Raw genomic sequence first — 21,841 nt, 5'->3', positions numbered from 1 at the left:
ACGGCCCGGCGACGGAAGGGCTGTTTTCCGGGCGGTTCCGCCGCCCAGCGGCGAACCCGCCATGTGTTTCTTGGGCATCAGTGATCGAATCTTACATTAACGAATTTTTCTTCCGTTGCCTTGGATAGCTTCTTTCTGTTTCCTGACCCCGTCTGCAGAGGCACGAAGGGCGCCGACCAATCGGCGCGCCGGTCCCCCACCGGGACCGGTCAACAGCCGCCCTGCGTTGGGGACGATGATGAAACGACTGTTGGGGCCGGCGACGGCCATGGCCACCCTATTGCTGGCCGCCGCCAGCGCGCACGCCGGCGGGCTGCCGGATGACGCTGTTGGGGACGCCACGGGGGGGGACGCCACGGGGAACGCCACGGATGCGGATACCGGCGGCACGCTGAAGGAAGTGGTGGTGACGGCGGAGCAGCGGGCCCAGGCCCTGCAGTCGGCGCCCATCGCGGTGCAGACGGTGGATGGCGCCAGCCTGGCGGTCGCCAGCCTGACCAACACCGCCGACCTCACCCGCACCCTGCCGGCCCTGGTGGTGGCGCCCGCCACCGCCGGCACGCCGCAGCTGTACGTGCGCGGCATCGGCAGCTTCATCAGCACCAGTTATGCCGAGCCGGCGGTGGCCTTCAACCTGGACGGCGTCTACGTCGCCCGGCCGGCCGGCGCCGGCCTGGCGTTCTATGACCTGCAGCGGCTGGAACTGCTGCCCGGCCCGCAGGGCACGCTCTACGGCCGCAACGCGTCGGCCGGCGTGCTGAACGTGGTGCCGGAGGTGCCGCGCCTGGGTGAGACCTCGGGCCACGCCTCGCTGGAGTTCGGCAACTACAACCTGCGCAAGGGCGAAGGCGCGCTAAACGTGCCGCTCTCGCCCAAGGCGGCGCTGCGCGTCGCCGCCCAGGTGGTGGACCGCAAGGGCTATCTCTCCGACGGCTACGACGACGACCAGAGCCAGGCCGGCCGCGTGCAGGTGCTGCTGGAACCGGCGGACGACTGGCACATCCGCCTGGCGGCGGACTACGCCCACCGGGGCGGCAAGGGCGACGCCCAGGTGCAATATCCCTTCGTCGACGCCAACAACCCGTGGATCGGCCCGTCGGACCCCCGGGCGGTGACAGCCTATTACGCCGCCCTGCCGGCGCTGGCCAGCCGGAACCCGCTGATCGGCAACGCCAAGAACGACGGCTTCATCGATGACAAGGCCTGGGGCCTGAAGACCGACATCGTCAAGGATTTCGGCTTCGCCATCCTGACGGTGACGCCGGCCTATCGCGGGATGGATGAGCACTACCTGACCTATGTGCCCAGCGCCTTCAGCCTGACCTCGCGGTCGCGCGCCACCTCGGTGGACGCGCGCCTGGCCTCCACCGGCACGGGGCCGCTGAGCTGGCAGGGCGGCGTCAGCTATTTCCAGGAGACCCTGTACGCCGACCAGGACTTCAACAATTACGTCCAGCACGCCGTGGGCAAGGGCAGGCTGACGACGGAGGCCGAGTCCGTCTACGGCCAGGCGACCTACGCGGCGCTGCCCGACCTGCGCCTGACCGCCGGCGGCCGGCTGTCGCATGACGAGAAGACGCAAGACATCCTGTTCGGCAGCAACACCTTCACCGCCGCCGCCCCCACCCTGCTGCCCCGCAACGACCGGCACGATTGGAACGGCACCAGCTGGAAGGTGGGGGCCGATTACGATCTGGCGCCGGCCTCCCTGCTCTATGCCACCATCGCCACCGGCTACAAGGCGGGGGGCTTCTTCTCCTCCCCCGTCGGCATGAGCGATCATTACGCGCCGGAGCACCTGACCGCCTATACCGTGGGCCTCAAGAACACGCTGTTCGACAAGCGGGTGCAGCTGAACCTGGAGGCGTTCGACTACGAATACCGCGACCAGCAGATCAACTACACGGCACCGGTGCTGACCGGCGTGGCGCGGGCCCCCTATGTCGGCCTTCTGGTGACGCAGAACGCCGGCCGGGCGCATATGCGCGGCCTGGCGGTGGACGGACGCTGGCAGGTGACGGCCGACGATTTGCTGACCGCCAGCGGCCAGTATCTGGACACGGCCTATGACGATTTCAGCTACCGCAACTACAGCGGCCTGGGCCTGGCGCCGGCCTCGGGCTGCCGCTACACCAACGTCTCGGCCACGGCCGTGCCCAAGCCCACCGGCGTCTCCAAGATCTGGGCGGTGAACTGCGCCGGCCAGCCGGCCCTGAACGCCCCGCGCTGGACCGCCACCATCGGCTATCAGCACGATTTCCGCCTGGACGGCCACGGCACCGTCACGGCGGCCGGCGACGTCTATTTCTCCTCCTCCTACCGCACCGCCTATGATTACGACGCGCGGCAGATCCAGGGCGGGTATCACATGACCAACCTGCGCCTGACCTACACGCCGGCGGACGCGTGGTGGAGCCTGACGGGCTATGTCAACAATGTGGAAAACCAGGCGGTGGTGGCCACCGGCTATCAGCCGGCCCAGGGCCTGGGCACCGGCTACAACAGCGAAAGCATCCGCCCGCCCCGGCTCTACGGCGTGCGCGTGCGGGTGGCGTACTGAAGTGAAGACGAACCGCCCCGCCGGGCGCGAAGCCTGGCGGGGCGGCTTTCCTGGGCGGGGCGGTCAGCCCGCCTTGTAGCGGTCGGCGGCGTGGTCGCGCGACAGGTTGGGACCCAGGGCGTAACGGGCGGTGTTCACCGCCGCGAAATCGGCCGGGTCGGGCAGCGAGGGGATGGTGACCAGCTCGCCCTGGTCCAGGCCGGCCAAGGCCGCCGCCACCATCTCGCCCACCTCCATCACCATCTTCGGGTCCAGATCGTCGAAGGACTTGCCCACGCGGTCGAAAATCTCCGTCCGCGTCAGGCCGGGCAGCACCGCCTGGTAGCGCACGCCGGTGACGCCGGCCTTGACCACCTCGGCGTTCAGCGACTGGGTCAGGGCCAGGACGAAGGCCTTGGTGCCGACATAGGTGGCGCTGAACAGCTCCGGGATCAGGGCGACGACCGAGGCGATGTTGATGATGGTGCCGGCCCCCTTGGCGACGAAGGCGTCGGTGGCGGCGATGGCCAGGCGGTTCACCGCCGTGACGTTCACCGCGATCATCGTGTCCTGATAGCCGATGTCGGAGCCCAGCGCCGGCCCCTGCGGCCCCAGCCCGGCATTGTTCACCAGCAGGGTGATGGCGGCGTCGCCGCGCAGGCGCCCCTCCACCCGGGCGACGTCGGCGGGGTTGGCGAGGTCGGCCGGGAAGACCTCGACCGCGACGCCGGTCTCGGCGCGCAGGCGGGCGGCCAGCTCCTCCAGCCTGTCCTGGTTGCGGGCCACCAGGATCAGGTCATGGCCGCGGCGGGCCAGATGGTCGGCATAGGTGGCGCCGATGCCGGATGAGGCGCCGGTGACGAGGGCGGTGCCTTGGGAAGACGGGCTCATGGGGACAACTCCGTAAGGGAAACGGGGAGGAAGAAAAGGCGACGGTGGGCGGGGGTGCCGGCGTCGTTGATCACGAAACTGGTATATGCCACTATCATCATGCAAGTCAATACACCCCCCAGGCGTCGAACCCCGCGCCGGTGGCATCGCTGGCCGGGCGCGAACGCCGGTGAGGATGGCCCCCGCCCCGGCCGGGGCCTATGCTGGCGGTCTTGGCAGGAGGGTGATGAGAATTGGATGAGCGTGTGCCCACAGCGCCGGAAGACGCGGCGACGTCACCGGCGGCGGAAAAATGGGCTTGGGAAAAATGGGGTTGGGATTATTGCACCAACACCGCCCTGCGCCGCGCCACCCGGCGCATCGGCCAGTTGTACGGCGACGTGTCGGCGGCGTCCGGCCTGACGCCACCGCAGCACATCCTGCTGAGCCATCTGAAGCTGGCCGCCGACTCCGCCGACCCGGCGGCCGCCACCCTTCGGGGTCTGGCCGCCGCCATGATCATGGACCTGTCGGCCCTGGGCCACACGCTGAAGCCGCTGATCCGCGATGGTTATGTGGAGTTGGTGCCCGATGCCCGCGACCGCCGCGTCAAGCGCGCCCGCCTGACGCCCAAGGGCGAGGCCAAGCGGGCGGAGGGCCATGCCCTCTGGCTGGTGGCGCAACGGCGCTTCGACGCGCTGTTCGGGCCCGAGGAAGCCGCCGCCCTGCGCCGCGCCCTGGCGGTGGTGGCGTCGGAGGAGTTCGCGGCGGCGTTCAGGAAGGGGGACGCGGAATAAGGCTCAGCCGTCGTGCCCGAGGACGGCGACGGCGTACCGGCGGATCATCGCGTCAACGGACACGATCGTCAGTCCTTCCACTTGCGCCTGAGCCACAAGCATGCGGTCGAATGGATCCTGATGGTGAGGTGGCAGCATCCCCGCCCTGGCCGCATGGGCGACCGTGATGTCGAGCGGTGAGAAGCCTGCCAGGGCCAGGTCCTCATCAAGTCGATCCAAGGGGAATTTGAGACGCCCAAGCGCGGTCTTGATTGAAATTTCCCAGATCGTCGCCGCGCTCACGAAGACCTTTGAACCCCGGTCCTGAAGCGCCGCCCTGGCGAGGGCCGGTAAGGCCGGATCGTTCGTCATCCACCACAGCAGGATGTGCGTATCGATCAGCAACCTCACGGCAGGCCGCGTCCAAAAGCCCAGGCGATCTCTTCCGGCAGAGGCGCGTCAAAATCCGGACCGATTTCAATCTTTCCCTTCCACAGGCCCGGCACGCGCGGCCCCTCGGCCACCTCCAGAGGCATGAGGCGAGCCATGGGGCGGCCAGCCTTGGCGATGATGATCTCCTCCCCCGCCGCCGCCCGCTCGACCAACTGGGACAGATGCGTCTTCGCCTCATAAAGATTGATGGGATCGGACATGGCGCCCTCCTGACCAACTTGACCAAAGGGTACCATGCGGCGGGCGATTGGTCGAGTTGGTCAGGCTCACCGGAAGTTCCGCCCGTCCGGGAACGTGGCGTCCGCCCGGCGGGGGATGGCGGTGCCGGTGGGTTCGTCCAGGCGGGACAGCAGGTCGGAATAGTCGACCAGGCGTTCGGCGCGGATGTGGATGACGGGGGTGGCCTCGGGGCCCTTGTCCTGGGTGGGGGCCACCACCCGCTCCACCCGGCCCAGGCACAACAGCAGGCGGCTGCCCAGGATGTGGCGGCGGAAGGCGGTGAAGATGTCGGGCATCAGCACCAGGTTGGCGATGCCGGTCTCATCCTCCAGGGTCACGAAGATGACGCCCTTGCTGCTGCCCGGCCGTTGCCGCACCAGCACCAGGCCGGCCAGGGCCACGCGGGCGCCGTCGGCGGCCTCGTCCAGCTTGTCCATGCGCAGCAGCGGATAGCGGCGGCGGGCCACCTTGTCCAGGCCCGCGTCCACGCTGGCCATGCGCGCCACCACGGCGTCGCGCACCAGGCTCATGGGATGGCGCTTCAGCGACAGGGACAGGCGGGTGTAGTCCTCCACCAGATGCTCGCCCAGGGTCATGGCCGGCAGGGTGGCCAGGGACGGCTCCTCCGACCAGGGGTCGCCCGTCCCGTCCTCCAGCCCGGCGTTCGCCAGGTCCAGCAGCGGCGGCGGCGCCTCGCGCAGGGCGCTGACGGCCCACAGCGCCTGGCGCCGGTCCAGGCCCATGGACTGGAAGGCGTCGGCCTCCGCCAGCAGTTCCAGGGTGCGGGGGTCCAGCCGGGCGCGGCGCCACAAATCGTGCGGGCTGGCGTAGGGGTCGTGGCCCCGAGCCTCCAGCAGGGGCCGCACCGCCGCCTCGCTCAGGCCCTTGGCCAGGCGCAGGCCCAGGCGCAGGGCCTGGAAACGCTGCCCCCGCGCCGGCGGCTCCAGCCGGCTGTCCCAGTCGGAATGGTTCACGTCCGGCGGCCACACCACCACGTCATGCTCCCGCGCGTCGCGCACGATCTGCGCCGGGGCGTAGAAGCCCATGGGCAGGCTGTTCAGCAGGGCGCAGGCGAAGACGTCGGGGTAGTGGCACTTGATCCAGGCGGAGGCGTAGACCAGCAGGGCGAAGCTGGCGGCGTGGCTCTCGGGAAAGCCGTAGGTGGAGAAACCCTTGATCTGGTTGAAGCAGCGCTCCGCGAATTCCTCGGTGTAGCCGTTCTTCAGCATGCCCTGGCGGAACTTCTCCCCAAACGTCTCGATATCGCCCAGCTTGCGGAAGCTGGCCATGGCGCGGCGCAGGGCGTCGGCCTCCGCCCCGGTGAAACCGGCGCCGACGATGGCGATCTGCATGGCCTGTTCCTGGAACAGGGGCACGCCCAGCGTCTTCTCCAGCACCTTCTTCAGCGCCTCGGACGGATAGTCCACCGGCTCCAGCCCCTGGCGGCGGCGCAGGTAGGGATGGACCATGCCCCCCTGGATGGGCCCGGGGCGGACGATGGCGACCTGAACCACCAGATCATAGAACTTGCGCGGTCGCAGGCGGGGCAGCATGGACATCTGCGCCCGGCTTTCCACCTGGAACACGCCCAGGGTGTCGGCTCGGCACAGCATATCGTAAGTCTCTTCATCCTCCGCCGGGACGGTGGCTAGGTCCAGGTCACGGCCGTAATGGTCCCGCAGCAGATTGAACGCCCGGCGCAGGCAGCTGAGCATGCCGAGACCCAGGACGTCGACCTTCATCAGGCCGGCGGCGTCCAGGTCATCCTTGTCCCACTCGATGTTCTGCCGTTTGTCCATGGCGGCGTTCATGATGGGACAGAACGTGGCCAGCGGCTTGGGCGTGATGACGAAACCGCCCACGTGCTGGGACAGGTGGCGGGGGAATTTCGAAATCTGGCCCGTCAGGTCCAGCACTTGGCGCAACAGCGGGTCGTCGGGGTCCAGCCCGGCCTCCCGCGCCCGCTCCTCCTCCGGCGTGCCGCTGCCCCAGCCGGAAATCATGGCCGACAGCTGGCCCACCGCGTCCTGGCTGAGCCCCATGGCCTTGCCCACGTCGCGCACCGCCCCGCGCGAGCGGTAGCAGATGACGGTGGCGGCGATGGCGGCGTGGTCGCGGCCGTATTTCCCATAGATATGCTGGATCACCTCCTCCCGCCGCTCATGCTCGAAATCCACGTCGATGTCCGGCGGCTCCTTGCGCGCGGTGGAGATGAAGCGTTCGAACAACAGGCCGGTATTCACCGGATCGATGGAGGTGATGCCCAGGCAATAGCATACGGCGGAGTTGGCGGCCGACCCCCGCCCCTGGCACAGGATGCCCTGCTCGTTGGCGAACCTCACGATCTCATAGACCGTGAGGAAGTAGGAGGCGTAGCCCAGCTCCCCGATCAGGGCCAGTTCCTTGTCGATCTGCTTTTGCACATCCTGCGGCACGCCTTCCGGATAGCGCTCCCGGGGATAGCGCCAGGCCGCCCCCGCCGCCGTCAGCCGGGCCAGGCGCCCTTGCGGGGTCTCCCCCCCCGTCACCTCCGAGGGGTAGAGGTAGTCGGCCCGCAATTCGCTGATGGAGAAGGTGCAGGCCGCCACGATGTCGCGGATGCGGGCCAATGCCCGGGGATGGCGGTGGAACAGGCGCGCCATCTCCTCCGGCGGCTTCAGGTGCCGCTCGGCATTGGCGGCCAGGCGCCAGCCCGCCGTCTGGATGGTGCAATGCTCGCGGATGCAGGTCAGCACGTCCTGCAGGGCCCGCCGGCCGGGGTGGTGGTAGTGCACGTCGTTGGTGGCCAGCGGCGACAGGCCGTGCGCCTCCGCCAGGGCCGCCAGCCGGTCCAGCCGCCGGGCGTCGTCGCCCTGGTAGCGGTGGGTCAGGCATAGGCTGAGGGTGCGGCCGAAGCGGCGGCGATAGTCGGCCAGATCGGCGACGAAGGCCGTCTCCCCACCCCCTGCCAGACCGTCCGGCGGCACCACCGCCATCATCTGGCCGGCCGCATGCGCCTCCACATCCGCGCGGGTCAAAAGGCACTGCCCCTTGGGCGCCCGGCGCATGCCCACCGTCAGCAGGGTGGACAGCCGGCCGTACGCCGCGCGGTCGGTGGGCCAGCACAACAGCGACGGCCCATCCGTCAAATCCAGCCGCGCGCCCACCACCAGGCGGAAATCCTGGTCACGCGCCGCCGCGTGCGCCTGCACCACCCCGGCCAGGCTGTTGCGGTCGGTCAGCGCCATGGCCTGGTGGCCCAGGGCCTTGGCCGCCAGCACCAGCTCATTTGCCCTGGACGCACCGCGCAGGAAGCTGAAATTGCTGGCGACTTGGAGTTCTGAGTAGTTGTTCATTGTTCCCTCAGACGCCGGGCGGGGGCTTATTAGTTTCCTCAAGCGCCGGCGGGCCATCCGGCCCTTGGCTATCCTCAGTTTCCAGTCCGCTTCGCTCCCCGGAAACTTCCGGCGCCCGCGGTCGCGGGCTACGCGGTTTCCTCAAGCGCCGGCGGGCCATCCGGCCCTTGGCTTATCCTCGATTTCCAGTCCGCCTTCGGCTCCCCGCAAATCTCCGGCGCCCGCAGTCGCGGGCTAGGGGTTTCCTCAAGCGCCGGCGGGCCATCCGGCCCTTGGCTGATCCTCAGTTTCCAGTCCGCTACGCTCCCCGGAAACTTCCGGCGCCTGTGGTCGCGGGCTAGGGGCGCAGGATAGGGAGTGGGAGTTGGGGTTGGTGAACGGTCGTGCCCCTCAGCCAAAGAAGCCATGCAGGAACCAGCGGGGGGGCGGGCCGCCGGCGTGGTAGAGGCCCAGGCGGTAGAGCCAGAAGCGCCGGCCCTCGCCATCCTCCACCCGGTAATAGTCGCGGGGCTCCGGGTTGGGGTCGGGACGGCGCTCCCCCCCCTCCCACCATTCCGGCATCAGGCGTTCCGGCCCCTCCGCCCGGCCGACACGATAGGTCTGGTCGCGCCAGCGGAACAGCAGGGGCGGGTCGTCGGGAATGGGGGCCACCACCTCCACCGCCTCCGGTCTCGGCAGCAGGCGGATGGGGCGCGGCCGGTCGGCCGGCCAGGCCCCGTTCCCCAAGAAGGGGGCGGCCGGCGCCGGCGGGGCCGCCATGGGTGAGGTGGACTGAGGCGCGTTGTCCTGCGCCTCGGCCGGCACCGCCCGCACCGCCCGTTCCGGAATCCAGCTCTGCCGGGGCAGCAGGCGCAGCACCCGGCCCTGTCCCAGCCGGGCGCCCAGGCGGTCCACCAGTTCGGCGACCGGCGGATCGGCGAGGACGGGGTTGCCGCCGGACAGGCCGCCCCCCAGCGGCGGCCCCGCCAATTCCCCCAGCCCATCCCCCGCCAGCACCGCCTGGCCGCCGTCGAAGGGGGCGGCGTGGGTGACGGAAACGGCCATGACCTCGAAGCCCGGCCCCGGCTCCAGCTTGTCCATGCGCGGTTCCAGCAGGCGCCAGAGATGGGCGGGGTCGCGGTTGGGGCGGCTGGCGCCCACGCCCAGCACCTGGGGCGGGGCGTCGTGGCCGGCATCAATGCGCCAGGCTTCCAGCTCCAGCGAGCGGGCCCCCTCCCCCGCCGCCGTCAGGCTGGCCGCCACCCGGCCCAGCAGATGGCGCACCGCCTGGGCCAATCCTTCCGGCGTGGAGATGGGGTCGACCACCGTCAGGCGCGCGGTATGGCGGGCCGGCGGCCGGCGGGGTGACAGCGGCTCCTCCACCCAGCCCAGGGCCTGGTCCAGCCGCAGGGAAACCTGGGCGCCATAGCGGGCGGCCAGCGCCGCCCGGCTTTTGCCACCGGTGCCCTGGCGCATCAGTTCCCCCACCCGGCGCAGGCCCACGCGGCGCAGGCTGGCCACCAGGTCCGGCCCTAAGCGCAGGGCCGGCAGCGGCAGGTCGGCCAGGGCCTCCACCGCCCCACCCGGCGGCGCCACCAGCAGGGCGCCGAAGCGGGCCAGCGCCCAGGCAGCGCCGATGGTGTCGGCGATGGCGGCCCGCCCCTCGAACCCCGCCTTGGCCAGCCGGCCCTCCAGGTCCAGCAGCAGTTGATGTTCCCCGCCCTGCAGATGGGCGCAGCCGGTGATGTCCAGCAGCAGGCCGGGCCCCCCACCAATCCCTTTGGGGCCGAAGCCGGGCGGATCACTGGGGTCCACCGCCGTCCAGGGGGTATAGCGCCGGGCCCAGTCGGCCAGGCGCTCCAACGCCGCCCTGTCACCGTCGGGATCGGCGTCCACGACATGCACCTGGGGTTCCAGCGCCCGGGCGTCGGCCAGGCCCATGCCCGGCACCAGGCGCTTTGCCCGCGCGGCCGCGTTCACCGCCGCCACGGTCAGGCGCCCCTTATCCGCCATCCGGGTCAGCAGGGGCGTGTCGGCCGCCAGGGGCGGCACCAGGCCCCGGCGCACGCGGTCGGTGGCAAAGGTGGGCAGCCAGAGGGAGAGGATGCGACGCATGGGATCAGCCCGCCACGCGCAAGGCCGGGGTGAACGGCAGAACGGCCGATGTCGGCGGCGGGGTTTCCAGCGCCGGCAGGGCCACGTCACCCGCCGCCTCCAGCCGCAGGCCCTCGCGTTCATACCCCCCGCGTTCGCATAGGGTCCAGGCCCCCGGCCGGCCACCCCGGCAGCGCAGAAGTTCCACCCGCCAGGCAGGGCCGGTGAAGGCGGACGGGGCCGAACCATCATCCTGGATGGGGGCGGTGGACACCTGCCAGCGAGTGACGGCGGCGCTGGCCAGGGTGCTTTTCAGGTCAGTGCTTTTCAGGCCCATGTTTTTCAGGCCAGCGTTTTTCACGCCCCGCTTGGCGCCCTTGGCCGCGCCCAGGCGCAGCAGCAGGCCCGGCACGCCGCCCGCCTCCGCCGCCAGGTGCAGGCGGCGGCTGGCCGTCAGGTCCAGATCCCCCGCCTCCCCCACCACGGCGCCCACGCGGGCGCAGCGCAGCGCCTCCTCCATGGCCCACAGCAGATCGACCTCGCAGGCCGCGTGCACCACCACCAGCCGGCCAGGCCCCACCCCCTGGGCGTCCAGCCCGGGGGCGTAGAGGTCGGGCGCCCGGGTCATCCACAGGATGGGGCCGCGCACCTGTTCCGCCAGACGGGCGGCCAGCAAGGCGGTGAAGGCGGTGGCCGCACCGGCATCGAGGGCGCCCACCGCCGCCACCTCATGCAGGGCGGCGCGGGGCAGGCCGCGCACGCCGCTTTCCCCCGGGCCGGCCGCCGGCAAATGGGCATCCACCGCCGCCACGCCCAGGGGCACCACGCCCCGGCCCATCCCCGGCGCCTCCACCGCGCGCACCTGTTCCCGCAGCACCGCCAACAGGTGCCGGCGGTCCAGGGGAGCGCCCGGTCGCCCCTCTTCAGGGCAAGCTGTTGGCCGGGCTTCGGAAATGGGCGGGGGAATGGCGGGCATGGGGATGCTGCCTTGGTCTCTCACGGGTGCGGGGATGATGTTCTTGTTATGTTCTAATCCGGAGTCGCCCGCCCGGTCAAGATGAGTCACACGCCCCAAAGCGGACTATCCGGAATCGACCGCCGGCCCGGAATCGACAGCCAGCGTTGACGCGGCGGCGCATCGACTATATGAAACATATACGTTTCATATATCGCAGAGGATTCCCCATGGGCATCGTGAAGATCGACGACGATTTGCATGAGGAGGTGCGCAAGGCCAGCACCGTGCTGTGCCGGTCCATCAACGCCCAGGCCGAATACTGGATGAAGATCGGCATGCTGGCGGAGGCCAACCCCACCCTGTCGCTGAACGACATCCTGCGCATCCAGCTGAAGATGGCGTCGGTTGACCTGGAACTGACGCGGGCGGGCCCCTGATGGTCAAGCGCCCCGACGAGATCGAAAAGCTGGGCGAGGCCGGGCGCCTGCTGGCCAGCGTCTTCCACATGCTGGACCAGATGCCGCTGGCGGGCCTCAGCACCCTGGCGGTCAATGACCGGGTGGAGGACCACATCGTCAATGAGCTGCGGGCCCGGCCCGCCAGCAAGGGCCAGTATGGCTATGGCTATGTCCTGAACTGCTCGCGCAACCACGTCGTCTGCCACGGCGTGCCGTCGGCCGACGATATCCTGGCCGCCGGCGACATCGTCAACTTCGACATCACGCTGGAGAAGAACGGCTACATCGCCGATTCCAGCAAGACCTACCTGATCGACGAGGTCGCCCCGGCCGCGCGCCGCCTGGTGCAGACGACGTATGAGGCGCTGTGGCACGGCATCCGCCAGGTGCGCCCCGGGGCGCACCTGGGCGACATCGGCCACGTCATCGAGAGCCACGCCAAGCGTAACGGCTATTCCGTCGTGCGGGAATATTGCGGCCATGGCATCGGCCGGGAGATGCACGAGGACCCGCAGGTCCTGCACTTCGGCAAACCGGGCACGGGCCTGCGCCTCAAGGAGGGCATGGTCTTCACCATCGAACCCATGCTGAACCAGGGCGGCGCCAAGGTGAAGACGGAAGACGACGGCTGGTCGGTGGTGACGACGGACGGCAAGCTGTCCGCCCAGTTTGAGCACACCGTGGCGGTGACGGCCACCGGCGTGCGCGTGCTGACCCTGCGGGCGGAAGAGCGGGGGCGGCGGGATCGGCCTTGAAGAGGGCTATGCCTCATTCCTGAAAGGATTGACGATCCGCAGCCGATCAACGATCAGCAAACCGTGCTGCATATCTTCCGACCACAGCGTGTCACAGCCCGCCTGCAACGCCGCCGAGACGATCATGGCGTCATAGAGCGACAGTTGGCTTCCCATCGTCGGAGCGCCATTATTGGCTCTCCCCCTTAATATACTAGAAGAAACCGGGATTAGAACATGGACGCCTTCGAACAGTTGGTCGGTGAAATCCTTCGAATGAAGGGTTTCTGGGTGCATACCTCTGTAAAGGTAGGCCTGACCAAGGAAGAGAAACGATTGATCGGTCGTTATTCCGCTCCCCGTTGGGAGTTGGATGTCGTTGGCTATCGAGGTAGCGACAATGTCCTCCAGATCGTTGAATGCAAGAGCTATCTAGATTCCATAGGCGTTCAAGCGGCGTCCTTTGTCGAAGCCGAGCTCGGCCACGGTGGTCGGTATAAGCTTTTCAATGAGAAGCCGGTGCGTGAGGTGGTATGTAAGCGTCTGGTAGCACAATTAGTCGAATCCGGAGCCTGCGCCGCGACTCCCAAAGTCCAATTGGCATTGGCTTGCGGAAAATTCAAAAGCAACCACGACCGCCAATCGGTTAGCGAATATTTCAATAAAAACGGCTGGGAACTTTGGGATGATACTTGGTTGCGGGACAGCCTGAGGAGCATGGCAAATATGGGTTATCAAAATCAAATGTCGGCGGTCGTTGCCAAACTCTTATTACGAGGAACGTTAGAATAACTGTAAAATAGAAAACCTCACTTCACTCTGTTACAACACATCGCCGGGCGCCTCTGGTCCTGACGTCACTCGGGCATCAGTTGGCCTCTTTTTCTGCAAGAATACGAAGTTCCTGCCATTCTATCGGATGACCCAAGGAATCTTTAATCTCGGTCTTTTCATCGCTTGCATGAAGCTGTTGAACAAGAGTCCAGGCCTCCGCAGCAGTATTCTTGGTCACCGATTTTGGCGTAACGCCCGCAGTTAGATACAATGGCTGAAATGTGATGGTGTATGGCATAGCCCTCTCCATGCTTTCCGCTAAGCATACAGAAGGCCGGCCGCGCGAGCGATAACCCGTCAACCCCATCCAGATTTCAAACTGAGACACTGGCAACCGATCAACCCCCTCTTGGAAAATCCGCCCGAAAGTCCATTAGGGCTTCCATCCGATCCAAATTGGATAATATATACTATTAATAAACTGCCCCTGGAGCCCCCTGCCATGCCGGATTTGACGCGCCGCCGCCTGCTCGCCACCGCCGCCACGCTGCCGTCCTTGGGGGCTGTCTTGAGCGGGACGGCGGCCGGGATTTCCCCGGCGGCAGCGGCCACGCAAGCTCCGCCCTCCCCGCCCATGCCGGTGCCCGCCGGCCTGGCCCCGCGCGAGCGGCTGCGCCTGAATGACGGCTGGCGCTTCCATTTGGGCCACGCCGCCGATCCGCTGCAGGATTTCGGCTTCGGCGCCGACCGCAGCACCTATGCCAAGTCCGGCGACCTCAGCGCCCCGGTGGCCAAGGCCGATTTCGACGACAAGGATTGGGCCGCCGTCACCCTGCCGCATGACTGGGCGGTGGACCTGCCCTTCACCCAGGCGCGGCTGCCCGGCAACGACGCGGCGGAGGCCATGGCCTACCAGGGTTTCAAGCCCCTGGGCCGGCAGTTTCCGGAGACCAGCGTGGGCTGGTACCGCCGCTGCTTCACCCTGCCGGCCGACGACGCCGGCCGCCGCCTGTCGCTGGAGTTCGACGGTGTCGCCCGCAACTGCCTGGTGGTGCTGAACGGCTTCATCGTCGCCACCAACGAAAGCGGCTACGCCCCCTTCCGCGTGGATATCACCGACTTCGTCCTCCTGGGCGGCGCCAACACCCTGGTCATCCGCGTCGACGCCACCCTGGGCGAGGCCTGGTCGTATGAGGGCGCCGGCCTCTACCGGCACGTCTGGCTGGTGAAGACCGCCGCGGCCCATGTGCCGCAATGGGGCACCTTCGTGCGCAGCGCGGTCACGGCCACCGGCGCCGACCTCACCATCACCACCGAACTGGCGAACGAGGGGCCGGCGGCCGAGGTGCGGGTGCGCAGCACCGTGCTGGGCCCGGATGGCGCCGCCGTCCTGCAACTGGACGCGACCCCATTGGCGCTGGCGGAATGGGCGACGGGTGCCGTGGTGCAGACCGCCGCCCTGGCCTCACCCGTGTTGTGGTCGCTGGAGACGCCCGCCCTCTACACCCTGGTGACAGAGGTCGGCGTGGGCGGCGCGGTGGTGGACCGCTACCACACCCCCTTCGGCATCCGCACCCTGCGCTTCGACCCAACCCAAGGCTTTTTCCTGAATGGCCGGCCGGTGAAGGTGAAGGGCACCTGCAACCACCAGGACCATGCCGGCGTCGGCTTCGCCGTGCCCGACCGGCTGCACGCCTATCGCGTGGAACGAATGAAAGAGATGGGGTCCAACGCCTGGCGCACCACCCACCACCCGCCGGCGCCCGCCCTGCTGGACGCCTGTGACCGGCTGGGCATGCTGGTGATGGAGGAAACCCGCCAGATGTCCAGCAACCCGGAGGGCATGAGCCAGCTGGAGCGCATGGTGAAGCGCGACCGCAACCGCCCCTCCGTCTTCCTGTGGAGCATCGGCAACGAGGAAATCCACCGCGGCACGGAACAGGGTGCGCGCATCGCCGCCAGCTTGAAGCGCGCGGTGTATCGCCTGGACGGCACCCGCCCGGTGACGGAGGCCTTCAACGGCAAGTTCGGCCAGGGCGCCAGCCCGGTGCTGGACGTCATGGGCTTCAACTACTACCTGGATGAGATCGACGCCTTCCACGCCCGCTTCCCCAACCAGCCGATGATCGGCACGGAAACGGCCAGCACCGTCTGCACCCGCGGCGTCTACGCCCATGATGACGAGAAGCGCTACGTCCCCGCCTACGACAGCGAATACCCCAAGTGGGCCAGCACGGCGGAAGCGTGGTGGACCTTCTACGACAGCCGGCCCTACCTCTCGGGCGGCTTCGTCTGGACGGGCTTCGACTATCGCGGCGAGCCCACACCCTTCATCGGCTGGCCCAACACCGTGTCCAACTTCGGCATCCTGGACCTCTGCGGCTTGCCCAAGGACAACTATCACTACTACCGGTCCTGGTGGCGGCCGGAGACGCCGCACCTGCACCTGTTCCCCCACTGGACCTGGCCGGGGCGGGAGGGCCAGGACATCGCCGTGTGGTGCCACAGCAACCTGGACGCGGTGGAGTTGTTCGTGAACGGCCGAAGCCTCGGCCGCAAGGATGTCACGCGCAACCGCCACCTGGAATGGCAGGTACCCTACCAGCCGGGCGTGATCGAGGCCCACGGCTACAAGGACGGCCGCCGCGTCCTGACCGACCGGCGCGAGACCGCCGGCCCGGCCCACGCCCTGACCCTGACCGCCGACCGCCTGAAACTCGCCGCCGACGGCGACGACGTGGCCGTGCTGACGGTCAGCGTGGTCGACGCCAAGGGCCGCCTGGTGCCCGACGCCGACAGCCTGGTGACCTTCACCATCGATGGCCCCGCCGCCCGCCTGATCGGCGTGGGCAACGGCGACCCCACCAGCCTGGAACCCGACCACGCCCCGTATCGCAAGGCCTTCAAGGGCCTGTGCGGCGCCATCGTGCAGACGGGCCGCCAAGCCGCCCACGTGCGCGTCACCGCCTCGGCGGTGGGGCTGAAGGCGGCGACGGTGGAATTGACGCTGGACATGGCGATGCCGGTGCCCAGCGTGGGCCCGGCCTGACGCCGAGGCGGGACATGGCGCACACCCTGACACGGAAAGGTCCCCGCGCCAGGGCGTCGCCCCCGCTCAGAACGGCGCGTCGATGTCGACGACGTCGATCAGCTTGTGGTTCACGAACTCCTTGATGCCCAGGCCCAGCAGTTCCCGGCCATAGCCGGAGCGGCGGATGCCGCCGAACGGCAGGTCGGCCTTCACCATCGTCGGGTGGTTGACGAAGACCATGCCGGTGGAGATGCGGGCCGCCACCGCCGCCCCGCGCTGGGTGTCGCGGGTGAAGACGGAGCCGCCCAGGCCGAAGGGGGAGTCGTTGGCGATGCGCACGGCGTCGTCCTCATCCCTGGCGCGGAACAGCATGGAGACGGGGCCGAAGAATTCCCAGTAGCGGGCGGGGTTGTCCTCCGCCAGCTCCGTCAGGATGGTGGGCTGGACGAAGGCGCCCTGGTTGGGAACCCCGGGCCCTACCTCGACCGCCTTGGCGCCCTGGGCCACCGCCTCGCGGATTTTCTGCCTCACCTCGTCGGCGGCCCCTTGCGAGGACAGGGGCGCCAGGGTCGTTTCGGCATCGAAGGGATCGCCGGCCTTCAGGGCCGCCACCCCGGCCAGATAGCGGTCCAGGAACTGGTCGTAGACCTCATCGACGATGATCATGCGCTTGGAGGAGACGCAGACCTGGCCGCCGTTCCAGTGCCGGCCGAACACCGCCCACTTGACGGTCTTCTCCAGATCGGCGTCGGCCAGCACGACGAAGGCGTCGGCGCCGCCCAGTTCCATGGTGGACTTCTTCAGGGCCTTGCCCGCCTGGGCCGCGATCACCGCACCCGCCGCCTCCGACCCGGTCAGCGCGACACCGTGGACGCGCGGATCGTTCAGGATGCGCTCGATCTGGTGGCGGGTGGCGTACAGGTTGGTGAAGGCGCCGTCGGGCAGGCCCGCCTGGCGCATCAGCGTCTCGAACGCCGCGGCACTCTGCGGCACGTTGGAGGCGTGCTTCAGCAGCATGGTGTTCCCGGCCGACAGTTGCGGCGCGATGATGCGGGCGATCTGGTAATAGGGGAAGTTCCACGGCTCGATGGCCAGCAGCACGCCCAGCGGCTCGCACACCAGCACGGCCTCGCCCTCCGCCGGGTCGGCCACCGGCAGCTTCTCCGGCGCCAGCAGCGCCTCCGCCTTGTCGGCGTAATATTCGAAGATGCGGGCGGACAGTTCCACTTCCGCTTTCGCCTCGGTGTACAGCTTGCCCATCTCCAGCGTCAGCAGCCGGGCGTAGGCGTCCACCTCGGCGCGCAGGATGTCGGCCGCCTTGCGCATGATGCCGGCGCGATGGGCGAAGGACGTCTCCCGCCAGGCCAGGAAAGCGGCGTGGGCGTCCGCGACGGCGCTGTCCACCTCCGCGTCGGTGGCGTCGGGAAAGGTCTTCAGCACTTCGCCGGTATAGGGGTTGGTGGTCGCGTAAGGCATGGCGTCGTCCTCCATGGGGGGCCGGCGCGATTGACGAGGCCGGCTGGCGGCATGGGACCACCGCCGCCGCCGCGCGGCCATGACCTGGGTCAAGGCCGCCATCAAGGGACGGCACCGTCATTGGGCCGCTGGAGACGAGATCGCCACACCCCGGCGCACCGACGCGACGGGAAAGGCGACGATCACGGGAATGTTTGGGGGCACGAATTCATGCGAATTCTAAGCACGGCATATCTGTTGACCGCGGCGTTTTCCAGGTTGCCGTCATCCTCGTCAGCCTCGGCAACAGCCATCCTCTGATCAGTATCGTCAAATACACCAGGCTTCCAGCACGCACCGAGAGCTTTTAGAGCCTGCTTAAGCAGAACATTCGCTGATTTGAAATCGCCTTGCCTGATCCTCTCTTCCGCCTCAACAGCGTTTTGGGCGACCCAGAGCGCGCGCGGCGTGATTACGGGCAATGGCAATGAATCTTCTTTGTTTTTAGAATTATTAAATGTAAAAATCAAAGGCACAGAAATCAATAATAATGCCAACCTGATGTTATTCTTCATCTTTTTACGGAGTGGCATTTCATCACCTCGCAAGTGCGCCCCTATCCAAGCCAGCATTCATCGGCGCAGATCTCGGTTAGGGAGCGATGCAACGAGCACCACTCCCGCGCACCAGCCTATGGATAGACCCGGCGAAACAGGCCACCGCTTCCCTCATAATAGGCGAAGCCATATAGCGATCTTGCCGAAACCGGACAGCAGCACGGCGGCATTCAATTCCGCGCGCCCATAGGCCCGTTCCAGCAGCACCGCGACCTCCTCCGCAGATCGGACCTGGAAACCGCTGGCGCCCTTGGCCAGCAGAGGCACACCGGCCAAGGCCAAACCTTCCGCCGTACAAGTGACGCCCAGGCCACCCGGCCCGTTGCTCAGACGGTATCGACGCTGCCAACCATCCATGTTCATTCTCCAGGTTGATGGAATAGCACTATATGTTCCCTTTTTGTTCCAGTCAACCTGGGCACGAACGGCGAGCAGGATCCGCATTCACCGCCCCCCCATCCGCGCGGGGTTGCCCTTCGCCCCCCGCACCTTGCAATCGGCGGGCATGGCGGCTAGCTTCCGGCACGCAAGGTGACGGGTGCGCTGCCGGCCAAAATTGGCGCGCATCCCGCCTCTCCCGGCCTCCAACGATTGGATTTGCGGCCCATGAAGTCCGCCGTCATCGTCTTTCCCGGTTCCAACTGTGAACGGGACATCGCCGTGGCCCTGGAACAGGTTTCCGGCCACAAGACCTTTCACGCCTGGCACCGCGACACCGACCTGCCCGAGGTCGACGTCATCGCCGTTCCCGGCGGCTTCTCCTACGGCGACTATCTGCGCTGCGGCGCCATGGCCGCCAACTCCCCCGTCATGCGGGTGGTGAAGGAGCGGGCCGCCAAGGGCGTCAAGGTCATCGGCGTCTGCAACGGCTTCCAGATCCTGACGGAGGCGGGGCTGCTGCCCGGCGCGCTGATCCGCAACCAGTCGCTGAAGTACATCTGCAAGACGGTGGACCTGAAGGTGGAGAACACCGACAGCGCCTTCACCAGGAACTACACCCTGGGCCAGCACATCGGCATCCCGGTGGGCCATGGCGAGGGCAACTACGTCGCGGATGAGGAAACGCTGAAGCGCCTGGAAGGCGAAGGCCGCGTGGCCTTCCGCTACACCGACGCCGACGGCGTGGTGAACGCGGCCGGCAACCCCAACGGCGCCACCAACAACATCGCCGGCATCTTCAACGAGACGCGCACCGTGCTGGGCATGATGCCCCACCCCGAGCGCGCCTTTGACCCGCAGCACGGCAACACCGATGGCCGCGCCCTGTTTACCAGCCTGCTGGAGAGCCTGTCGTGAGCAAGACCACCCATAGCCCCGACAAGGAACCCGTCGTCACCGCCCAGCTGGCGGCCGAGCATGGCCTGAAGCCCGACGAATACGCCAGCATGCTGGAAAGCGTGGGCCGCACGCCCACCCTGACGGAGCTGGGCATCTATTCCGTCATGTGGTCGGAGCATTGCTCCTACAAATCCTCGCGCGTGTGGCTGAAGCAGCTGCCGACGACGGCGCCCTGGGTCATCTGCGGCCCCGGTGAGAACGCCGGCGTCATCGATATCGGCGACGGCCAGGCCGCCATCTTCAAGATGGAAAGCCACAACCACCCCAGCTTCATCGAGCCCTACCAGGGTGCGGCGACCGGCGTGGGCGGCATCCTGCGCGACGTCTTCACCATGGGCGCCCGCCCTGTGGCCAACCTGAACGCGCTCCGCTTCGGCGAACCGTCCAACCCCAAGACCCGCCACCTGGTGGCGGGCGTGGTGGCCGGCATCGGCGGCTACGGCAACTGCGTGGGCGTGCCCACCGTCGGCGGCGAGACCAATTTCCACAAGGCCTACAACGGCAACTGCCTGGTCAACGCCATGACCGTGGGCGTGGCCCAGACCGACAAGATTTTCTATTCCAAGGCGGCGGGCGTGGGTAAGCCCGTGGTGTACGTGGGGTCGAAGACCGGCCGCGACGGCATCCACGGCGCCACCATGTCGTCGGCCGAGTTCACCGAGGACAGCGAGGCCAAGCGCCCGACGGTGCAGGTGGGCGACCCCTTCACCGAGAAGCTGCTGATTGAAGCCTGCCTGGAACTGATGGCCACCGACGCCATCGTCGCCATCCAGGACATGGGGGCCGCCGGCCTCACCTCCTCCTCCGTCGAGATGGCGGGCAAGGGCGGCCTGGGCATCGACCTGGACCTGGACGCCGTTCCCCAGCGCGAAGCCGGCATGACCCCGTATGAGATCATGCTGTCGGAAAGCCAGGAACGCATGCTGATGATCCTGGAGCCCGGCCGCGAGGAAGAGGCCAAGCGCATCTTCGACAAGTGGGAACTGGACTTCGCCGTCATCGGCAAGCTGACGGACAATGGCCGCATGGTCATCCGCATGCACGGGGCGACCTGGTGCGACGTGGAACTGGCGCCCCTGTTCGACAAAGCGCCGCTGTACCACCGCCCCACGGAACCGACCCCACCGCAGGCCGAGATCGCCGCGTCGGAAGCGCCGCTGAAGGCGTCGGCGCGCGACACCCTGCTGGCCCTGATGGGCACGCCCGACCTGGCCTCCCGCCGCTGGATTTGGGAGCAGTACGACAGCCAGGTGGGTGCGGACACCGTCATCGGCCCGGGGGGCGATGCCGCCCTGGTGCGGGTGCACGGCACGCCCAAGGCGCTGGCCATGACCACCGACTGCACCCCGCGCTACTGCCATGCCGATCCGGTGCGCGGTGGCGCCCAGGCGGTGGCGGAAGCCTACCGCAACCTGATCACCGTCGGCGCCCTGCCCCTGGCCATCACTGACAACATGAACTTCGGCAACCCGGAGAAGCCCCGGATCATGGGGCAGTTCGCCGGCTGCATCGAGGGCATGGCGGACGCCTGCCGCGTGCTGGACTTCCCCGTCGTGTCGGGCAACGTCAGCCTGTACAACGAGACCAACGGCGAAGGCATCCTGCCCACCCCCGCCATCGGCGGCGTGGGCCTGCTGAAGGACAGCACGCTCGCCATCGGCAGCGGCTTCAAGAACGCCGGCGACGTTGTCCTGCTGTTCGGCGACACCAAGGGCCATGTCGGCCAGTCCTTGTACCTGCGTGAGGTGCACGGCCGTGAGGAAGGCGCCCCACCGCCCGTGGACCTGGCGGCCGAGCGCCGCGCCGGCGACCTGGTGCGGGGCCTGATCGAGGGTCGCCGGCTGACCGCCTGCCATGACCTGGCCGACGGCGGCCTGGCCGTGGGCCTGGCGGAAATGGCGCTGCGCGGCAAGCACGGTGTGGCCCTGACTGGCCTGGATGGTGCGGACGCCGGCCTGCTGTTCGGCGAGGACCAGGGACGCTATCTGGTCACCGTCGCGGCGGCCGATGTGGCGGCCGTCACCGACGCCGCCACCGCCGCCGGTGTACCGGTCACGCCCTTGGGCACCGTGGGCGGCGACGCCTTGACGGGCCTGGGCGGCGGCGCCCTGGCGCTGGCCGACCTGCGCACGGTGCACGAAGGCTGGCTGCCCGGCTACATGGCTGGCGACGCCGCCTGACACGGGCACTTGCGCGACAAGCGACGGCGTG

General features: G+C 68.2%; 19 protein-coding genes. 8 read left to right on the top strand and 11 right to left on the bottom strand.

The annotated features are described in order from the left end of the window. Positions 1–238 precede the first annotated feature (238 nt). The gene (locus FHS74_RS03270; RefSeq protein ID WP_246462891.1) at positions 239–2,560 is read left to right on the top strand and encodes a TonB-dependent receptor; all 2,322 of its coding nucleotides are present in this window, start codon (positions 239–241) and stop codon (positions 2,558–2,560) included. Between the two features lie 63 nt (positions 2,561–2,623). Here FHS74_RS03270 and FHS74_RS03265 read toward each other — a convergent pair whose 3' ends face one another. Beyond that, entirely contained in the window at positions 2,624–3,430 is an 807-nt protein-coding gene (locus FHS74_RS03265) for an SDR family NAD(P)-dependent oxidoreductase (RefSeq protein WP_184797446.1), read from the bottom strand. Between the two features lie 233 nt (positions 3,431–3,663). Between FHS74_RS03265 and FHS74_RS03260 the strand changes: the two genes are divergently transcribed. Next, on the top strand, positions 3,664–4,206 hold the full coding sequence (locus tag FHS74_RS03260; RefSeq protein WP_211106079.1) for a MarR family winged helix-turn-helix transcriptional regulator: 543 nt from the start codon (positions 3,664–3,666) through the stop codon (positions 4,204–4,206). 3 nt (positions 4,207–4,209) lie between these two features. Here FHS74_RS03260 and FHS74_RS03255 read toward each other — a convergent pair whose 3' ends face one another. The 5 genes from FHS74_RS03255 to FHS74_RS03235 form a co-directional block, all read right to left on the bottom strand. Continuing rightward, positions 4,210–4,596, bottom strand: coding sequence for a PIN domain-containing protein (locus FHS74_RS03255; protein ID WP_184797444.1), 387 nt, complete (start codon positions 4,594–4,596; stop codon positions 4,210–4,212). Next, positions 4,593–4,838 (bottom strand): type II toxin-antitoxin system Phd/YefM family antitoxin, encoded by a 246-nt coding sequence (locus FHS74_RS03250; protein ID WP_184797442.1) that lies wholly within the window; start codon positions 4,836–4,838, stop codon positions 4,593–4,595. Before FHS74_RS03250 ends, FHS74_RS03255 begins: the two co-directional genes overlap by 4 nt. Before the next feature lie 66 nt (positions 4,839–4,904). After that, entirely contained in the window at positions 4,905–8,192 is a 3,288-nt protein-coding gene (locus FHS74_RS03245; RefSeq protein ID WP_184797440.1) for an error-prone DNA polymerase, read from the bottom strand. A 390-nt stretch (positions 8,193–8,582) separates the two neighbouring features. Beyond that, positions 8,583–10,286 carry a Y-family DNA polymerase gene (locus tag FHS74_RS30870; protein ID WP_184797438.1) on the bottom strand — a complete coding sequence of 568 codons (1,704 nt, stop codon included), beginning with the start codon at positions 10,284–10,286 and terminating at the stop codon, positions 8,583–8,585. Positions 10,287–10,290: 4 nt separating this feature from the next. Further along, positions 10,291–11,241, bottom strand: a complete 951-nt coding sequence (locus FHS74_RS03235) for an ImuA family protein (RefSeq protein ID WP_184797436.1) — start codon at positions 11,239–11,241, stop codon at positions 10,291–10,293. A gap of 209 nt (positions 11,242–11,450) precedes the next feature. Here FHS74_RS03235 and FHS74_RS03230 point away from each other — a divergent pair, with 209 nt between their 5' ends. Further along, the gene (locus FHS74_RS03230) at positions 11,451–11,660 is read left to right on the top strand and encodes a ParD-like family protein (RefSeq protein WP_184797434.1); all 210 of its coding nucleotides are present in this window, start codon (positions 11,451–11,453) and stop codon (positions 11,658–11,660) included. Continuing rightward, positions 11,660–12,436 (top strand): type I methionyl aminopeptidase, encoded by a 777-nt coding sequence (gene map, locus FHS74_RS03225; RefSeq protein ID WP_184797432.1) that lies wholly within the window; start codon positions 11,660–11,662, stop codon positions 12,434–12,436. Before FHS74_RS03230 ends, map begins: the two co-directional genes overlap by 1 nt. A 6-nt stretch (positions 12,437–12,442) precedes the next feature. On the opposite strand, the gene FHS74_RS03220 is transcribed toward map, so the two are convergent. Continuing rightward, complete coding sequence (locus tag FHS74_RS03220; RefSeq protein ID WP_211106078.1) at positions 12,443–12,592, bottom strand: PIN domain-containing protein; 150 nt, start codon at positions 12,590–12,592, stop codon at positions 12,443–12,445. Positions 12,593–12,652: 60 nt separating this feature from the next. Here FHS74_RS03220 and FHS74_RS03215 point away from each other — a divergent pair, with 60 nt between their 5' ends. Continuing rightward, positions 12,653–13,207, top strand: a complete 555-nt coding sequence (locus FHS74_RS03215; protein WP_184797430.1) for a hypothetical protein — start codon at positions 12,653–12,655, stop codon at positions 13,205–13,207. 76 nt (positions 13,208–13,283) lie between these two features. Here the strand turns inward: FHS74_RS03215 and FHS74_RS03210 are convergent, their stop codons facing one another. Beyond that, complete coding sequence (locus FHS74_RS03210) at positions 13,284–13,487, bottom strand: hypothetical protein (RefSeq protein WP_184797428.1); 204 nt, start codon at positions 13,485–13,487, stop codon at positions 13,284–13,286. 204 nt (positions 13,488–13,691) lie between these two features. Here FHS74_RS03210 and galA point away from each other — a divergent pair, with 204 nt between their 5' ends. Beyond that, the gene (galA, locus tag FHS74_RS03205) at positions 13,692–16,238 is read left to right on the top strand and encodes a beta-galactosidase GalA (RefSeq protein ID WP_184797426.1); all 2,547 of its coding nucleotides are present in this window, start codon (positions 13,692–13,694) and stop codon (positions 16,236–16,238) included. Positions 16,239–16,304: 66 nt separating this feature from the next. Here galA and FHS74_RS03200 read toward each other — a convergent pair whose 3' ends face one another. The 3 genes from FHS74_RS03200 to FHS74_RS03190 all read right to left on the bottom strand — a co-directional run bounded on the left by FHS74_RS03200 (position 16,305) and on the right by FHS74_RS03190 (position 18,649). Next, the gene (locus tag FHS74_RS03200) at positions 16,305–17,696 is read right to left on the bottom strand and encodes an NAD-dependent succinate-semialdehyde dehydrogenase (RefSeq protein ID WP_184797424.1); all 1,392 of its coding nucleotides are present in this window, start codon (positions 17,694–17,696) and stop codon (positions 16,305–16,307) included. 182 nt (positions 17,697–17,878) lie between these two features. Further along, on the bottom strand, positions 17,879–18,268 hold the full coding sequence (locus tag FHS74_RS03195) for a hypothetical protein (RefSeq protein ID WP_211106077.1): 390 nt from the start codon (positions 18,266–18,268) through the stop codon (positions 17,879–17,881). Positions 18,269–18,403: 135 nt separating this feature from the next. Continuing rightward, positions 18,404–18,649: a hypothetical protein gene (locus tag FHS74_RS03190; protein ID WP_184797420.1), complete on the bottom strand. Its 246-nt coding sequence runs from the start codon at positions 18,647–18,649 to the stop codon at positions 18,404–18,406. A 249-nt stretch (positions 18,650–18,898) separates the two neighbouring features. Here FHS74_RS03190 and purQ point away from each other — a divergent pair, with 249 nt between their 5' ends. Continuing rightward, on the top strand, positions 18,899–19,588 hold the full coding sequence (gene purQ, locus FHS74_RS03185; RefSeq protein ID WP_184797418.1) for a phosphoribosylformylglycinamidine synthase subunit PurQ: 690 nt from the start codon (positions 18,899–18,901) through the stop codon (positions 19,586–19,588). Further along, entirely contained in the window at positions 19,585–21,810 is a 2,226-nt protein-coding gene (gene purL / locus FHS74_RS03180) for a phosphoribosylformylglycinamidine synthase subunit PurL (RefSeq protein WP_184797416.1), read from the top strand. The genes purQ and purL overlap by 4 nt, the downstream gene beginning before the upstream one ends. Positions 21,811–21,841: the final 31 nt, after the last annotated feature.

The organism is Nitrospirillum iridis (genome assembly GCF_014205765.1).
In the GTDB taxonomy this organism is placed as follows: Bacteria; Pseudomonadota; Alphaproteobacteria; order Azospirillales; family Azospirillaceae; genus Nitrospirillum; species Nitrospirillum iridis.
Note: the sequence above shows the minus strand (reverse complement) of the source record. Positions and strands in the feature narration are given on the sequence as shown.

What these genes read in the sequence shown, in the direction of transcription:
- FHS74_RS03210 (WP_184797428.1), bottom strand. Translation starts at nt 13,487, where the DNA reads ATGCCATACACCATCACATTTCAGCCATTGTATCTAACTGCGGGCGTT.
- FHS74_RS03195 (WP_211106077.1), bottom strand. Translation starts at nt 18,268, where the DNA reads ATGCCACTCCGTAAAAAGATGAAGAATAACATCAGGTTGGCATTATTA.
- FHS74_RS03265 (WP_184797446.1), bottom strand. Translation starts at nt 3,430, where the DNA reads ATGAGCCCGTCTTCCCAAGGCACCGCCCTCGTCACCGGCGCCTCATCC.
- purQ (WP_184797418.1), top strand. Translation starts at nt 18,899, where the DNA reads ATGAAGTCCGCCGTCATCGTCTTTCCCGGTTCCAACTGTGAACGGGAC.
- FHS74_RS03220 (WP_211106078.1), bottom strand. Translation starts at nt 12,592, where the DNA reads ATGGGAAGCCAACTGTCGCTCTATGACGCCATGATCGTCTCGGCGGCG.
- FHS74_RS30870 (WP_184797438.1), bottom strand. Translation starts at nt 10,286, where the DNA reads ATGCGTCGCATCCTCTCCCTCTGGCTGCCCACCTTTGCCACCGACCGC.
- FHS74_RS03190 (WP_184797420.1), bottom strand. Translation starts at nt 18,649, where the DNA reads ATGGATGGTTGGCAGCGTCGATACCGTCTGAGCAACGGGCCGGGTGGC.
- FHS74_RS03270 (WP_246462891.1), top strand. Translation starts at nt 239, where the DNA reads ATGAAACGACTGTTGGGGCCGGCGACGGCCATGGCCACCCTATTGCTG.
- FHS74_RS03250 (WP_184797442.1), bottom strand. Translation starts at nt 4,838, where the DNA reads ATGTCCGATCCCATCAATCTTTATGAGGCGAAGACGCATCTGTCCCAG.
- map (WP_184797432.1), top strand. Translation starts at nt 11,660, where the DNA reads ATGGTCAAGCGCCCCGACGAGATCGAAAAGCTGGGCGAGGCCGGGCGC.
- FHS74_RS03230 (WP_184797434.1), top strand. Translation starts at nt 11,451, where the DNA reads ATGGGCATCGTGAAGATCGACGACGATTTGCATGAGGAGGTGCGCAAG.
- FHS74_RS03235 (WP_184797436.1), bottom strand. Translation starts at nt 11,241, where the DNA reads ATGCCCGCCATTCCCCCGCCCATTTCCGAAGCCCGGCCAACAGCTTGC.
- FHS74_RS03245 (WP_184797440.1), bottom strand. Translation starts at nt 8,192, where the DNA reads ATGAACAACTACTCAGAACTCCAAGTCGCCAGCAATTTCAGCTTCCTG.
- galA (WP_184797426.1), top strand. Translation starts at nt 13,692, where the DNA reads ATGCCGGATTTGACGCGCCGCCGCCTGCTCGCCACCGCCGCCACGCTG.
- FHS74_RS03215 (WP_184797430.1), top strand. Translation starts at nt 12,653, where the DNA reads ATGGACGCCTTCGAACAGTTGGTCGGTGAAATCCTTCGAATGAAGGGT.
- FHS74_RS03200 (WP_184797424.1), bottom strand. Translation starts at nt 17,696, where the DNA reads ATGCCTTACGCGACCACCAACCCCTATACCGGCGAAGTGCTGAAGACC.